Below are 15268 nucleotides of genomic sequence, written 5' to 3' on the forward strand. Positions count from 1 at the left end.
CACACAATTGAAACAGCAAGGATATGGCAAAGACAACTACCCAAAAAATTGCAAAGCACCCAAAGGCAACCAAAAAAGCAATGAAACACACTGCCGAAACCGAAGTATTAAAACCTAAAGCTCAGAACAAGTATCTGAAACACCTCGTAATTCTGCTTATCCTGATGGCAACATCAGTTATTTATTCCGGCACTCTGAAAAATTCGCTCACTTACTGGGACGATGATAAAAATGTGAGTGAGAACGCTGATATCCGCGGCCTCACTTCAAAAAACATACAGGCCGTTTTTACGAAATCATACCTCGGCATGTACGTTCCCATGACGATGATAAGTTACATGACCGATTATTCCATCGCAGGCAACAGTTCTAAAATGGCTCATCTCACAAGCCTGTTATTGCACTTACTTTCTGTTTTGTTAGTGTATCTGTTGATACTTGCACTTGTCAAAAATGTCTATATGGCAGCGGTTACATCGGCACTGTTCGCGCTTCATCCACTCAATGTTGAGGCTGTAGGCTGGATTTCGGCCCGAAGTACTTTGGTGTACGGATTATTCTACATTGCATCGCTGCTATTTTACGTGCTGTATGTTCAGCGCAACCGTAACATCAAATACCTGGTTATTTCGCTGCTGCTGTTCGTGCTGTCGGCACTCTCCAAATCGCAGGCGATGACGCTGCCGCTGCTGTTTTTTGTGGTTGATTATTTCCTGTCACGCAAGTACGATACAAAAGCATGGATAGAAAAAATACCTTTCCTGCTGGTTTCTGGCGCAGCTCTAATGGTTTCATTCTATTTCAGAAAAGATTTGGGTACCCAAAGCACTGCCTTTTCATTTTTCGACAATGTTCTTTTTTCATTTTATTCCATCGGATTTTATTTTGTGAAATTCTTTGCACCGCTTCATCTGTCGGCATACATCCCTTTCCCAACCACGACAGGCGGGCTGTTACCAATGATTTATTATCTCTCGCCCTTGTTGATTATAGCATTGGTTGTATTAATCATTTTTCTTCCTAAATATCGCAAAGATATCATCACCGGATTACTGCTGTTTTTACTGCCAAACATCATGCTCATGATAAAGACCGTCTCTGTCGGGCAACAGATTGCAGCCGAACGTTACGCATATATTCCTTACATCGGGCTCGCATTTTTACTGGCGGTTGTAACCGGACGTTTCTACGATTTAAAATCAAAATACATCGGCATGATACAGTCGGTATTGGTCTTATTTTTCGCTGCAGTGATGATATTTTTCTCTGTGAATACTTACGCTCGCGTAAAAGTATGGCAGAATGACCTTACCTTATGGAATGATGTGATAGCAAAGGAACCGCAACTGTATTACGGTTATTTTGGCCGTGCGAACGCAGAATACAATAAGAAAATGTACGAACAGGCGCTGAAAGATTATAATAAAGCTATTGAGCTGAATCCCGGTTTCAAAGATTCATACCTGAACCGTGCAAATGTAAATTATGCGCTGAAGAATTATAAAGCTGTTATAAGTGACGCTTCACAGACTATAAGCAGCGATTCAACTTCTGCCAACGCTTATTATTTTAAAGGAATGTCGAACCTCAACGAAAAAAAATATGCTGAAGCTCTGGCAGACCTCACCAAAGCACTGGAACTCGGGCTTGTTAATCCGGATATTTATTACGCTTGCGCTATTGCGAAAGAAAACCTCAAAGACCTTAAAAGCGCTATTGCCTATTATGATAAAGGAATTGCACTATCGCCCGGTGTTGCCGACGCCTATCTTAAACGTGGTCGCCTGAAAGGGCTGAGCGGCGATTATAAAGGATCTATTGACGATTTTGATAAGTCAATCGAACTTGCTCCCACATCCGCAGAATCGTATGCTAACCGTGGAAATGCAAAGTTTTTCGGCAATGATAAAAAAGGTGCCTGTGCCGACTGGAACAAGGCGCTTGAAATGGGTTTGAAAAGCGTGCAGTCAACGATTGATGCCAACTGTAAATAATATTACATTTTTCTGAACCACATGTACCATGTTACCATGTGCAGAGCGGGATCTTCTTTAGCTTTGAGCTTATCGGCATCGGCCATGGTTTTCGGACTTCTCATAAGAACCTCGTCGCCGGGTTTCCAGTTGGCAGGCGTAAGCACATCGTTCTTTTCATTCATCTGAAGTGCAATGAGTGTGCGTTTTATTTCTTCAATATTTCTGCCAACATAATCAGGATAATAAAACATGGCGCGGATTTTATTTTCTGGATCAATAATGAATACCGAACGAATGGCATGACGGTCAAGTGTGTCGGCTCGAACCATTCCATACTTTCTGGCAACATCGTATCCTATATCCGCAATCAGCGGAAAATTAATCTTCACCGGTCCCAGTCCGTTATAATTAATAGATTCCATGGAGTTAATCCATTCAAGGTGGCTGTTAATGCCATCAGTAGAAACTACAATAATTGCTGTATTCAGCTTTTTGAAATCTTCCTGAATAGCTGCAAGTCCCATTATTTCTGATGTGCAAACCGGTGTAAAATCGGCAGGATGACTGAAAATAATCTTCCACTTTGCAAAATAATCATCCGGAAATGTTATTTTCCCCTGTGTTGACTGCGCGACAAAAGCAGGTGCATCACTTCCCAAATGCAGCGTAACCTGACTGGCATTTTGTGCAGTGGAAAGGCTAATTCCGCATGTTATAAAAACGAGTATTAAAATAGTATTTTTCATTGTTCTGTTATTTATAATAATTCTAAACAAAGATACAACCATTTCAATATTTGCATATAACAATGGCGCTGCTAAAAATCAATTTTAACAAATCAGATAAGAAGCCATGTAAATAATTTCAGGATTCAGCAAACAAGTTCATGTAAACTGTTTGTAGGATAGTTAAGGTTTCAACCGTGTTTTGCCACCAGTCGCAGACGCTCATTATCGAGTATCTCAACAAAACGTTTTGTTGATTGAATGATGCCATCTTTTTCAAGCCTTGTCATGGTATGGATTACATTTTCCTGAGAGCAGCCTGCGAACTCTGCCAGTTCTTTACGCGTAAGCGAGAGCGTGAAAGAACTACTTCTATAGACCTTTTCGGAAAGATAGATCAGAATATCGGCAATGCGGCCATTCACCTGCTTGTGTGCAAGACTGATAAAATTAATCATGGAATCTTTGAACATTGCCGAAACAAAATCCAGCAATTTAAGCGCAAAGGCACTGTTGCTTAAAGCAAATCCCTTTAAAATGGAAATGTCAATCAGGCACACATCACTCTCCTCAACAGCAGTAACAGAAAACATATTCAGGTCGTCGTTGAATACGTTGGCACCTCCCAGCATGCTGGGTGCGTTAATCACAGTGAGAATCAGGTTCCGCCCTGCCTCATCCTCATAGTTCATTTTTACCATGCCCTTCGACAAATACACAATATGCGTAAAGCGGTTGCCTTGTTTAAGGATATGCTCACCGCGTCTGTAACTTAAATGAAGTGTGTTCGAATACAGCCGGTCGAATTCCTCATCACCAAGATAACTGCACACGACCTGCCGGAACAGGCAGTGCGCACACTTTTCAGGATAACTATTGCTTGTCATGTAAAAAGGATTTATACTGTATTTTATAATAACTGAATTATTTCATAAAACCATCTGCCCTATTTCATGGTGGTTTCATTCTGCAAAAATAAACAAAATTTACTTTTGTCTACTTATTCTATAGACTAACAAGGATTAAAATAAATAAACTTTCGGATATGGATATTAAAACGATTAAGATTATCGGGGGAAAAGGCAAAGACGGCCAACCCGAAAAAGTAAAAGAGTTTGAGCTGAAGATGGGCGACATCATCAGCATCGTTGGCCCAACCGGCTGCGGAAAAACCACGCTGATAAATGATATCGAGCTGTTCGCCAATTTCAACACGCCCTCGGAACGCACCGTTCTTATCAATGGTGAACCGGTTCCCGATGACTTCACATTCGACCCGTCGAAGCACCCTATTGCGCTGATTTCACAGCATACAAATTTTCTTTCCGACTTGCCCGTGGGTGAATTCTTACAAATCCACGCAACTGTCAGAGGTGCTGAAAATATTGATGCCATTATCGCCGAAACGCTCGATTTTGCAAATCAGCTTACAGGTGAAGCCATCATCCCCACGACTGGAATGACAGAGCTTTCGGGCGGACAAACGCGTTCACTGCTCATTGCAGATGCGGTCATTATCGGTAACTCACCCATCATCCTGCTGGATGAGATCGAGAATGCAGGAATTCATCGTACACGTGCACTCGAACTGCTTAAAAAATACGATAAGATTTTTGTATTTGTGACACATGATTCACGCATTGCATTGCTTTCAGATTTCCGTATTGTTATGAAGAACGGCAGCATGCAAAAGCTCATCACGACCGGACCCGACGAACGCCGCGCAGCGCTTGAACTTAAAAAGATTGATGATGTGATGCTTGAATTCCGTAAGCTCATCCGCGCAGGCGAAGAAATCACAGAAGATATTTTTAACGAGAACATTAAAGGATTATCATTCTAAAAACAAATAGAAGCATATGAAACTAATCATATTTGCAGGTCCTCCGACCTGCGGCAAAACAACAGTCATCCGACAGGTAATTAAGCGCATGATTGCTAAAAGCCTCAAAGTATCATACATAAAAATTGATGTGCTGTTTGCCGATGAAGACGAAATTATAGCAAAAGAATTCGGCATACCCACACGAAAGATTTACTCCGGCGAACTGTGTCCTGACCATTGCAATGTAGTGGTACTCGACGAAGCTGTTGAATGGGCAGAGAAAGCCGGCTCAGAATACCTCTTCGTTGAAACTGCCGGACTTTGCCTGCGCTGTTCACCGTATATTGAAAACTCATTGGGTATTGTAGTGCTCGAAGCTACCAGCGGTATGAACCTGCCCCGTAAAATTGGTCCCATGCTCACTCTGGCCGACATCAGCGTCATCACTAAAATCGACCTTATTTCACAGGCAGAGCGCGAAGTATTCAGGTATCGCGTAATGGAATCGGCACACGGTATTACGGTTGTTGAAAGCAATGCACTGTACGGTATCGGCATCGATCCTATCGTGAAGCAGATTGTGAAATCTGTGGATGTTGAACAGCCCATGTTCCTGCGTGGCAATCCTCCTGTGGGCACCTGTACTATCTGCGTTGGCAAAAAAGAGATTGGTGCGAAAAATCATTTCGGCGTACTGCGCACTATGGAATCAGACCTTTTTTATGTAGGTGAATAATTCGAAAACATGAGAAGTGTATATCTTGATAATGCATCAACGACCCGGCTTGATACCCGGGTTCTTGATGCCATGATGCCTTTCCTTACAGAATGCTTCGGAAATCCATCAAGTCTGCATTCATACGGAACCCGCTCCAAAGAAGCCATGGATGCAATGCGTTCATTGCTGGCAGGTTTCATCAATGCGCAAGCGGGAGAAATAATTTTCACGTCAGGAGGTACCGAAGCAAATAATCTTGCGCTGAAAGGCACGGCATTCGCCAACAGGCATCGCGGCAATCACATCATCGTATCTGCCATCGAGCATGACTGTATATTAAAGACCTGCGCATGGCTTGCCACTCAGGGATTCCGCATCACCTATCTGCCCGTTGGCGAAGACGGCATTGTGGATACTTCGAGCCTGATTAATGAACTTAAGACACCCGGCACCATCCTGGTTTCGGTAATGCATGTCAATAATGAAACCGGCACCATTCAGCCTATTGAAGAAATCGGAAAAATCTGTGCCGAGCATCATGTTCCCTTCCACACCGATGCCTGCCAGTCGTTCGGAAAAATACCGATTGACGTCCGCGCTTCGAACATCTCAATGATGTCATTGAATGCACATAAAATTTACGGACCCAAAGGTGTCGGATGCCTGTATATTAAAGAAGGCACTCAGCTCAGCCCGCTGTTTCACGGAGGCGGTCAGGAACAGGGCCTGCGTTCAACAACGGAAAATCTGGCAGGAATCGCAGGATTTGCAAAAGCAGCAGAAATTTGTCATAATGAAATGCAGTCAGAAACAGAACGGCTTTCTGCAATACGGAAGATGCTTCTCGATAATGTTCAGGAAAAATTTGATGGCTTCTATTTAAACGGAGACGAAAACCGCGGCATTCCCAACATCATTAATTTCGCGATAAGCGGACTTGAAGGAGAAACCATGCGACTGCTGCTGCATCTTGATGAAAGAGGAATCGCCGTTTCTGCCGGTTCTGCGTGCTCAAATAATGATACGACAAAAAGTGCATCGCATGTACTCAGTGCCATGGGACGCGGACAGTTTGAAGCCCGCGGCGCCGTACGTGTGAGTCCCGGCAGGTTCACCACCACAGAAGATATCCTGTACTTCATACAGGAATTTACAGCAAGCATTCATAAGTTAAATCCCATATTCAGCTAACATTGAATACCGCAGAACAGCATATCCGGGGCATTATTGAACGTGATACCTTCACACGAGTGGAGATATTGTATCTGCTGGCATTGCACACAAAAGACGAACTTGATTATCTGAAAGCCTCAGCCAGAGCAGTAAAAAAACAATATGTCGGGAACGTTACCTGGCTGCGCGGGCTGATTGAATTCTCGAATAAATGTTCCAAGAACTGCCTCTATTGCGGTATAAGGGCAGGCAATCAGGGTATTGACCGGTTCACGCTGAGTGAAGATGAAATCATGGAAGCGGCTGCTTTCGCTTATGAAAACCGGTACGGCTCACTTGTACTTCAATCGGGTGAACAGCAGAACAAAGAATTCATTGACTTTGTGTGCCGTATTACTTCGGCCATAAAAACAAAATACGATTTGGGAATTACACTTTCATGCGGAGAGCAGACCGAAGAAACCTACCGTCGATTCTACGAAAGCGGCGCGCACCGTTACCTGCTTCGTATAGAAACTTCATCGCCCGAATTGTACAGAAAAATTCATCCTGACGATAAAATCCATGATTTCGAAACACGGATAAATTGCCTGCACAGTCTTAAAAAGGCCGGCTTTCAGTTGGGAACAGGCGTTATGGTAGGCTTGCCCTTCCAGACACAGGAAGACCTTGCGGGCGATATTAAGTTCTTCAAAGATTTGGATATTGACATGGCAGGTATTGGTCCCTATATCGAACATGCCGACACCCCGCTCTATCAGTTCAGAAATGAATTGATGCCTCCCGAAGAACGATTACTGCTTACGCTGAAAATGATTGCCGTGCTGAGGCTGGCAATGAAAGATATCAATATAGCTTCAGCAACAGCCCTGCAGGCTATTGGTAAAATGGGAAGGGAGAAAGCGCTTCAGATGGGAGCCAATGTGATTATGCCGAACCTCACTCCCGAAAAGAACAGGAAACTGTATCAGCTGTATAAAGACAAACCATGCCTCGACGAAAATGCGGAACAATGTAAAGACTGCCTTGAAAAGCGCATCGCTATTGCCGGTGACCGCGTGGGATATGGTGAATGGGGCGACTCCAACCATTTTAATAATAAGAGAAAGTGATCTGACAACTAATCAAAACATAGAAATTCTATTATGGAAACAAAGATTATTACCGAGAACAAAACCATGGAATTGCTGCCAAAACTTGATTGCGGTGCCTGTGGTTACAAGACCTGCCTCGACTTCGCCGTTAAGATTGACGAAGGAAAGGAAGACCTTAAAAAATGCATCCACATCACCGCAGCTATAAGCGGTAAAGAAACCCACGGGAACTGCCTCGGCTGTGCCACAGAAGGCATGGCAGAAAAAATGGGCTGGAAAGACAGCCTTGACCGCGACTTTGACTTTATTATGGACTGCTTTGACAACGAACCCGGTCCGCGCGAAACCATTCTACCCTATAATCCGGCCCTCGTGAAAGAACTTGGCGTGAAAAAGGATGATGTGATGATTGGTCGCCCTATGGGCATGTCGTGCGGCTGCCCGATAACACACTGTGGTGTCGTTACCAGCGCTGACCCCCGCAATGGCGTTATCAACTGGTGCGTAACCGGTCCGCTGAGACCGCGTGCCGAAGGTTTTGTGGATATAGGTTATTATGTTGCACAGGCATACGAAGGACTCATCAAAGAATCGAAAGAGCCGATTAAGCTAGGCCGCAGATACTGGTTCCTGCCCCGCCGCTGCATGCTGCAGTGGAGACACAGCGGACTTGTAAACGCTGTTGTAAAGAATAAAGATGGCAGCTACAAAGTAAGAATCGAAGGACTGTATATCGGATAGTACGGTTCACATCATTCAATAAAAAAAGAGAGGCTTCACAAATGAAGCCTCTCTTTGTATTATCAAGAAGTTTATCTTCTAATAGGTAATAGTTACCACGCCGTTTCCTGTGCGGTAACCGGCAGTTGTTGATGTTCCGGTGCTACCGGGATATGAGATATAACTGGAGCCGCCTGCACCTGCAGAAACGTAACCGCCGCCGCCGCCGTAATAGCCGCCGCCGCCGCCGCCACCTGTGCAATATGTTGTAGGAGGACCTGCATCACCACCCTGACCTAATGAACCTGAGCCGGCATATTGCCCGTTGTAAGGCCCACCTGCGCCACCCGAAGTTTGTGTACCTCCGAGTCCCTGTGTCCCCGAAATCCAGCTTGCTGCGCCATTACCACCTGTAAGACCACCGCCTGAACCACCGAGTCCGCCACTATAACCGGTACCTCCGCCACCTCCGGCAACAATGATTCTGTCATTAAGACTGGTTGAAGTGCGCACATCAGACGCACCGCCGCCACCCCATCCATCGCTGCCACCGCCGCATGGCATCGCAATAATTTGTCCGCCACCGTTAAAACCTCCGCTTCCGGCACCCGGACGCACGGTTGGTTGTTCACCAACATAAATATATAATGTAGCCCCGCCCGTTACCGGAACAGTAGCAATGGCACGCCCGCCAAGACCGCCGTTCGAACCACCGCCCTGAGCACCTGACGCGTCAACCGTAATTGAATTAAAACAGGTGGGAACCGTCCAGGTTTGTACCGAGCCGGTGTAATTGAATGTTATACTTCCGTGCACACACGGATCTACCAGAATATTTTGTGAAGTCTGACCCGATGAGCATCCGTTCTGGCTGACCACCAACGTAATTGTAAATGTACCGGTGTTGCTCCAGGTAACCAAAGGATTTTGAAGTGTGCTTGTTGACGGACTTCCGTTCTGAAACGTCCAGCTGTAGCTTGCCCCCGTCTGCGAAGGGGTAAACGTTACATTGGTACCAACCGATGGTATTGTCGGAGTAAACGTGAAGGCTGATGAGAGATTACTGGTAACGGTTACATTGGTTGTTACCGGATTTCCGGAACAGTTCTGATTGGAAAGAACAACACTGTATACACCGTTGTTTGCCGTAGTAACATTTGATATTACCGGATTTTGCTGTGTGGACGAAAAACCATTCGGTCCCGTCCAATGGTAGGTTGCATTCGGAACTGTTGATGCCGTGAGGTTAAGTGTCTGTCCGCCGCAGAGCGGGCCATTATTGCCGACCACAGGAGCAGGCGGTCCTATGCAGTTTCCGCATACTTCAAACCAACTGCCTATCTTGAAATAATTAAAACACTTGCTGTCGGTATTGAAGATGATCAGTCCTTCGTTAGGCGCCGCAATTGAATCGCGCTGCTGAGTTGTCATCCGCGGGATGAGCATGCCCTTGGTAATACTGCTTACATCCAGAATAGCAGATGCTGCAGCAGGCGCACCTGTTGCATTGACGGCAGCGCCCTGAGAAAAAGCAGAGGCACAACCGGCAAGAATAAATACAAAGAGAAGAAAGGTCTTTTTCATTGAATTGAGTATGATTTGGTCTATGTATGCACAAATATAAAACATTCTTTGGACTTGCTTCGAATCTATTCAACAAGTCTAAAAGACAATAGCATCAGGGTGCTGATGTCAGATTTAGCCCTCTGAATGTGATAATTCAGACATGGCCCGCTCATGATGCAACGAATTGCAGGTGCTACTGATTATTGTAGAGCAGCATGCTGCAATTGAGTTTTACAACCTGACTGCAATATTCAACATTCACGTTTGACTTGAGGTCGTTGATAGTGTGATAATACGGGTCGTCGTCGTAACTCAGGAAAAACAATGCCTGATATCCTTTTTGATTAAATGAATAGCTGTCGCCTTCGGTATTATACTGGTTATCATTTTCAGGAGTGAGCGAGGTATAAGTTTTTGCCAGTGACGCAGCCTGCGACCGCAGGGATTCCGAGTTATCGTAACACATGATATTAATCTCCCATGAGCCGGCATCGGACTCTTTATCATAGCCTATCATATCCATATTGAGCATCATGCCGATTTTAGTACCTGCCGATGAATACTGCTGCGCGAGCGCTGCACTGCCGTTCAGGTCAAGTTCTTCGCAGCCAAAGGCAACAAACACAATGGAGGTGCGGGGACTGTAATTCTGCTGTTTCATCACCCTCGCAATCTCAAGCATTCCGGCAACTCCGGAGGCATTATCATCGGCACCGGGGGCAGCCACCAGCGGGTCGGTCTCATCAACAATGCAATCATAATGCGCTCCTACCACGCACAGGCTGTCGGGATGAACGGCTCCTCCAAGCGTTGCAATTACATTGTACTGAGTGCAGTTATAACTGCTTCCATCGTAAGTACCGCTCACATTGAATGAATCGAGGCGAGCGTCGGCATAACCATAGGCAAGCAACTTATCGCGTATTCCCAATGCAATCGTTTTACGGTTATTGCTTAACGCGAACCGGGTTCCGTTCTGCTGCAGCCATGAAATCTTCTGACTGATTGAATCGGTTTTGATATTTCCGATAAAATCGGTGATGAAGGGTTGTGATTCCATTGCTATGTCTTCATCCTTTTTACAGGAAAAAAGAACAAAGAATATTATCAGCATAGCTGCTGATATCATTGTTTTTTGGTAAGGGTAAGTGTTTGCCATGATGACCGTATAAAGTGATGGAGCAATTCTTCCTTCTGCAATATACAAAATTTCAGAAATTCAATAAAACTATGCGATTAAAATTGCATTGGAAGCATAATTATTCTACCGTCACGCGTTACAAACGTCCGACAGCGGAATGGAGTTGTGCAAATCTGTTTCTGATGCAAACATGACAAAAAGCAGGGCACCGGTTTTAAACAATATTCATGCGTTTTACGTCCTGCACAGAGGATGAATTATTCTTCGCATTTTAATGTATATCTTTTATACCGATGATGTGAAATACCTGTTCCAGCAGCGAATGCAGATTATGTCATCATGTGTCTTCCCGGCTTTGACCATTCTATTTATCATCCTACGAATTTAATTGCTGCTATATGCGCAAATTTTCATAATTGATAAATCGCAGCGCGGCATTATTGCAATCCGCATTATATGAGCAGTACTTTTGATTTTTGTTAACAAAAACAGTTCACATTTATTATTAACCTAATCGCAACAACAATGAGAAGTTTCAAACGAACGGTATTGTCTTTACTGTTGCTTTGCGCCGGAGTAATGAATCTTACGGCACAGGTCAGTACCGCAAGCAGCGGAGGCGATGCTACCGGACCGGGTGGTTCCGTGAGTTACACAATAGGGCAACTTGATTACGTGCAGTCGAGCGGAGGCGGTGCAACCGTTTCTCAGGGCGTGCAGCAACCCTATGAGATATTCAGTTCATCGGTTGAAGAAATGAAGGGAATTGAATTGTCGGCATCGGTCATGCCCAATCCGGTGGAAGGAGTCCTTACACTCACGATTGACGAAAACCACTATCAGAACCTCAGATGGTCTTTATTCGATATGCAGGGCAGGCAGATTGGCAATAATGCCATCACCTCTGCAGTCACCACGTTTCAGATGGGTGACCTGAGTTCGGGGAACTATTTTCTTAAAATCAGTGATAACCAGAAAGAAATCAAATCATTCAAAATAATTAAAAACAGGTAACAATGAAAAAACTCACGTTTCTATTGGTATCCCTCCTGCTTGTGTCAGGAGTTTTTGCACAGGCTCCGCAATTGCTGAGCTATCAGGCTGTAATCAGAAATCCGTCAAACGTTCTTGTAACCAATGCAACGGTTGGTATGAGGGTGAGCATTCTGCAGGGCTCCCCCGGCGGGTCGGCGGTGTTTTCGGAAACACAGACACCTACTACCAACCAGAATGGTCTTGCCACCATACAGATTGGCAATGGTGTGGCAGTGACCGGATCTATTGGAGCCATTGACTGGTCGGCAGGTCCTTACTTTCTTAAAGTAGAGACTGACCCCGCAGGTGGTATTTCATACAGTGTTACCGCTACGACAGAATTATTAAGTGTACCCTATGCATTATACGCCGAAACGGCCAATGTACCGGGCGTGCCCGGTCCGACAGGCCCGGCAGGTCCGCTGGTTGCAGGCACTTCCGGTCAGACACTGCGCCACGACGGAAGCAACTGGACTGCCAACAGCAATATCTATAACGATCCCGGAACGGATTTCGTTGGTATAGGCACCACAACCCCCAGCCATAAATTCACCGTATCGCATAGTGGTTCAACCGGTATCGGTGTTACCTCAACAGCCTCCTTCAGTGTAGTGGATATAGACGCCTTTACCGGAGATGCAGCGCTGCGCTTCGGACATGCAGGTGTTAATCAGTGGAATATCCGCAACACCCCTTATTCAGACGATCTTGAAATATTCGAACTGGGCGGTGGCGGCTCACGTATTACGCTGCAGAATGGTACCGGAAACCTGGGAATAGGAACACAAACTCCTACTACAAGACTCGAAACATTCACATCAGGAGCAAACAACGACGTGTTATCAAGAACAGACGACGCCAATTCAACAGCCAGTTTTACTGCAAACAATAATGCAGGTAATTATCTTGATCTGTCAAAGATGGGCACTACCGTTGGAGCCAGCATTTATGGTATCACCGGAGCCGATCTGGCACGTATTTCTACAAACACCGCAGGACTGCTCATTGATGCTTCAACAGATATTTACTTCGGCACCAACAGTGCAGAAATGATGCGTCTGAATTCAGCCGGATATCTCGGTATCGGCACCACCAACCCTTCACATAAGCTTGAAGTGTCGCACGGCGGCTCAACCGGCATTCAGTCCATTTCAACCAGCGGATTCAGCGTGGTCGACATCGACGCTTTCAGTGGCGATGCAGCCCTTCGCTATTACAAAGCCGGAGTAGGAAAATGGAATGTGAGAAATAACCCGGCTACCGATGCGTATCAGATATTTCAGCTCAGCGGCGGGGGCGAACGAATGAGAATTGATGCATCAACAGGTAATGTAACCATTTCTCAGGGTTTAGCAGTAGTGGGCTTGATGAGCAAGGGAGGCGGCTCATTCAAGATTGACGACCCCATTGATCCGGCTAACAAATACCTCTACCACAGCTTTGTTGAAAGTCCCGATATGATGAACATCTACAACGGCAATATTGTAACCGATGCTTCAGGCAAAGCAGTTGTTCAGCTCCCGGCGTATTTTGAAGCACTGAACATGGAATTCCGTTACCAGCTTACGGTGATAGGAACCTTTGACCAGGCCATCATCTCAAAAGAAGTGAGCAATAATCAGTTTGAGATTACCACCACACATCCCAACGTAAAGGTAAGCTGGCAGGTGACGGGTATTCGTCATGATGCTTTTGCCGAACAGAACCGAATCCCCAACGAGATTGACAAAGAACCGGAAAACAAAGGAAAATATCTGCATCCGACAGCTTTCAACCTTCCGGCAAGTCAGGGTATCTACTACACCAACCCCGACGAAGGCGTGACCACCATCAATGAGAAGGTGCCTTTGAATACCGGACAGACTGTCGTGAAAAAAGCAGATAACAAAGTAAAAACAACGGATGCATCAACAAAGAATAAACCCGTGAACAAGGTTAATTCAAATGTTCCGTCGAGTATTGACGACACCAAACCGGTTGGCAGATAATGTGAACCAAATGGTATATTGAACGAAGGAACAGCATACCATTCACCTTCGTGCAACAAAGAGGCTGCCTCATTTTTGAGACAGCCTCTTTTTCATTTAAAACTTCCGGCAATAATAAGCCACATCAGTTATTGGGGGCGCCGTTATCAATCCAGCAGCTTACCTTGTCTTTTTGTTCGGTAGTGAGTGATACGCTGTGATGGGCTGTGCCTGCCGCTATAACAGTTTTCACACCCGAACGCGAAGCATAGATTCCGTTATAGGTAGTAAATGATGAATGGCAACCACTGCATGTCGATGTTATAATCGGTTTTACATCGGTAGCCCATGATTTTTCGGCTCCTGTACAATTTGAGGTATAGGTTGAACCGGTGTCTGAACTTTTGCTGCATCCGAAAAGGGCAGCCAGGCTGAGTACTAAAACAGGGATGGTGGCTTTCATGTCGTATTGTTTTTTATGAGTTCAGTGAGCTCTGATTAGAAATATTCATCGAATATAGAAATCTAACGGGCTCTGTTCTGTTTTAGTATCGTTGTAAAAACGGGGGATAATAATGCCTTGAGCCAACGAAGCCGGTAAATTGCTCATATCAAAACGTTTCGGCAAACACTCAGCAGAGACATTGTACGTATAAGCTGAGAAATATCAGTTGTAAGGGCGGCAAATAATGCAATAATTATGAACACGAATTACAAACAGGTAAGTCAATCGTTACAAAAGCGCAACTGCATTCTACGCGTTAATTATTCCAATATTGAAACTCATTATTCCTAAAAATAGAACAAAACGCTCCCCTTATAAGTACTCAACTACAATATAAACAGCCATTTAAAAGATTGGTATAATAAATGGAATTCATTGGCAATCGAGGGTAATTTCCCTGAGCTGCTCCACTCCATTTATAAACCTTAAAAAATAAATGTTATGGCTAATTCAAATCTTTCAAACGTGAACTTCACGACACAGGACGTTGCAGATGCGTTGCAAATCCTGCATTCTTTCACCGCAAAACTTCCGTTCCTGATAAGCATGACCGTATCGGAACGCAGGAAATGCCTGAAGCTGGGAGATAAATCACTCGGTTTCGTAGAAAAGTCCATCAATTATGCGGAAGCAAACCCGGGTATGGTACCTCCTTTTGTTGATGTGAATGCCTTCAGAACAGAGTTCAAACTTTCGCGCGACCTTATGGATATTGCACGCGAAGTAAAACCGGCGCTGCAGAATCTGGAAGATACCGCCACCAGGGCAGGTGGATATTCCGCACATAGTAGTCCACTCATTCCGCGGCAAACTGGTCCACCAA

General features: G+C 45.0%; 14 protein-coding genes. 9 read left to right on the top strand and 5 right to left on the bottom strand.

The features are described 5' to 3' along the window. Window positions 1–23 precede the first annotated feature (23 nt). Window positions 24–1994, top strand: a complete 1971-nt coding sequence (locus WCM76_13635) for a tetratricopeptide repeat protein (protein MEI6766670.1) — start codon at window positions 24–26, stop codon at window positions 1992–1994. Window positions 1995–1996: 2 nt separating this feature from the next. On the opposite strand, the gene WCM76_13640 is transcribed toward WCM76_13635, so the two are convergent. After that, window positions 1997–2722 carry a peroxiredoxin gene (locus WCM76_13640; protein ID MEI6766671.1) on the bottom strand — a complete coding sequence of 242 codons (726 nt, stop codon included), beginning with the start codon at window positions 2720–2722 and terminating at the stop codon, window positions 1997–1999. 170 nt (window positions 2723–2892) lie between these two features. Continuing rightward, window positions 2893–3588, bottom strand: a complete 696-nt coding sequence (locus tag WCM76_13645; GenBank protein MEI6766672.1) for a Crp/Fnr family transcriptional regulator — start codon at window positions 3586–3588, stop codon at window positions 2893–2895. A 158-nt stretch (window positions 3589–3746) separates the two neighbouring features. Here WCM76_13645 and WCM76_13650 point away from each other — a divergent pair, with 158 nt between their 5' ends. From WCM76_13650 to WCM76_13670, 5 genes are read left to right on the top strand one after another with little or no spacing between them, the layout of a single operon-like run. Then, window positions 3747–4544: an ATP-binding cassette domain-containing protein gene (locus WCM76_13650; protein ID MEI6766673.1), complete on the top strand. Its 798-nt coding sequence runs from the start codon at window positions 3747–3749 to the stop codon at window positions 4542–4544. 16 nt (window positions 4545–4560) lie between these two features. After that, the gene (locus WCM76_13655) at window positions 4561–5262 is read left to right on the top strand and encodes a GTP-binding protein (protein MEI6766674.1); all 702 of its coding nucleotides are present in this window, start codon (window positions 4561–4563) and stop codon (window positions 5260–5262) included. 9 nt (window positions 5263–5271) lie between these two features. Continuing rightward, a complete protein-coding gene (locus tag WCM76_13660; protein MEI6766675.1) occupies window positions 5272–6435 on the top strand; it encodes a cysteine desulfurase family protein in 1164 nt (387 codons plus the stop codon). Window positions 6436–6437: 2 nt separating this feature from the next. Beyond that, on the top strand, window positions 6438–7529 hold the full coding sequence (hydE, locus tag WCM76_13665; GenBank protein MEI6766676.1) for a [FeFe] hydrogenase H-cluster radical SAM maturase HydE: 1092 nt from the start codon (window positions 6438–6440) through the stop codon (window positions 7527–7529). Between the two features lie 33 nt (window positions 7530–7562). Next, a complete protein-coding gene (locus tag WCM76_13670) occupies window positions 7563–8252 on the top strand; it encodes a (Fe-S)-binding protein (GenBank protein MEI6766677.1) in 690 nt (229 codons plus the stop codon). Window positions 8253–8330: 78 nt separating this feature from the next. Here WCM76_13670 and WCM76_13675 read toward each other — a convergent pair whose 3' ends face one another. Both WCM76_13675 and WCM76_13680 read right to left on the bottom strand, forming a co-directional pair. After that, window positions 8331–9815, bottom strand: a complete 1485-nt coding sequence (locus tag WCM76_13675) for a glycine-rich protein (GenBank protein MEI6766678.1) — start codon at window positions 9813–9815, stop codon at window positions 8331–8333. 175 nt (window positions 9816–9990) lie between these two features. After that, entirely contained in the window at window positions 9991–10956 is a 966-nt protein-coding gene (locus WCM76_13680; GenBank protein MEI6766679.1) for a M28 family metallopeptidase, read from the bottom strand. A 507-nt stretch (window positions 10957–11463) separates the two neighbouring features. Between WCM76_13680 and WCM76_13685 the strand changes: the two genes are divergently transcribed. Beyond that, window positions 11464–11952: a T9SS type A sorting domain-containing protein gene (locus WCM76_13685; GenBank protein ID MEI6766680.1), complete on the top strand. Its 489-nt coding sequence runs from the start codon at window positions 11464–11466 to the stop codon at window positions 11950–11952. Between the two features lie 2 nt (window positions 11953–11954). Next, on the top strand, window positions 11955–13961 hold the full coding sequence (locus WCM76_13690; GenBank protein ID MEI6766681.1) for a hypothetical protein: 2007 nt from the start codon (window positions 11955–11957) through the stop codon (window positions 13959–13961). A 124-nt stretch (window positions 13962–14085) separates the two neighbouring features. Here the strand turns inward: WCM76_13690 and WCM76_13695 are convergent, their stop codons facing one another. Beyond that, window positions 14086–14403, bottom strand: a complete 318-nt coding sequence (locus WCM76_13695; protein MEI6766682.1) for a hypothetical protein — start codon at window positions 14401–14403, stop codon at window positions 14086–14088. Between the two features lie 483 nt (window positions 14404–14886). Here WCM76_13695 and WCM76_13700 point away from each other — a divergent pair. Next, on the top strand, window positions 14887–15268 hold a 382-nt coding region (locus tag WCM76_13700), incomplete at its 3' end, for a hypothetical protein (protein ID MEI6766683.1).

The sequence above is a fragment of the Bacteroidota bacterium genome (assembly GCA_037133915.1).
Lineage (GTDB): Bacteria > Bacteroidota > Bacteroidia > Bacteroidales > CAIWKO01 > JBAXND01.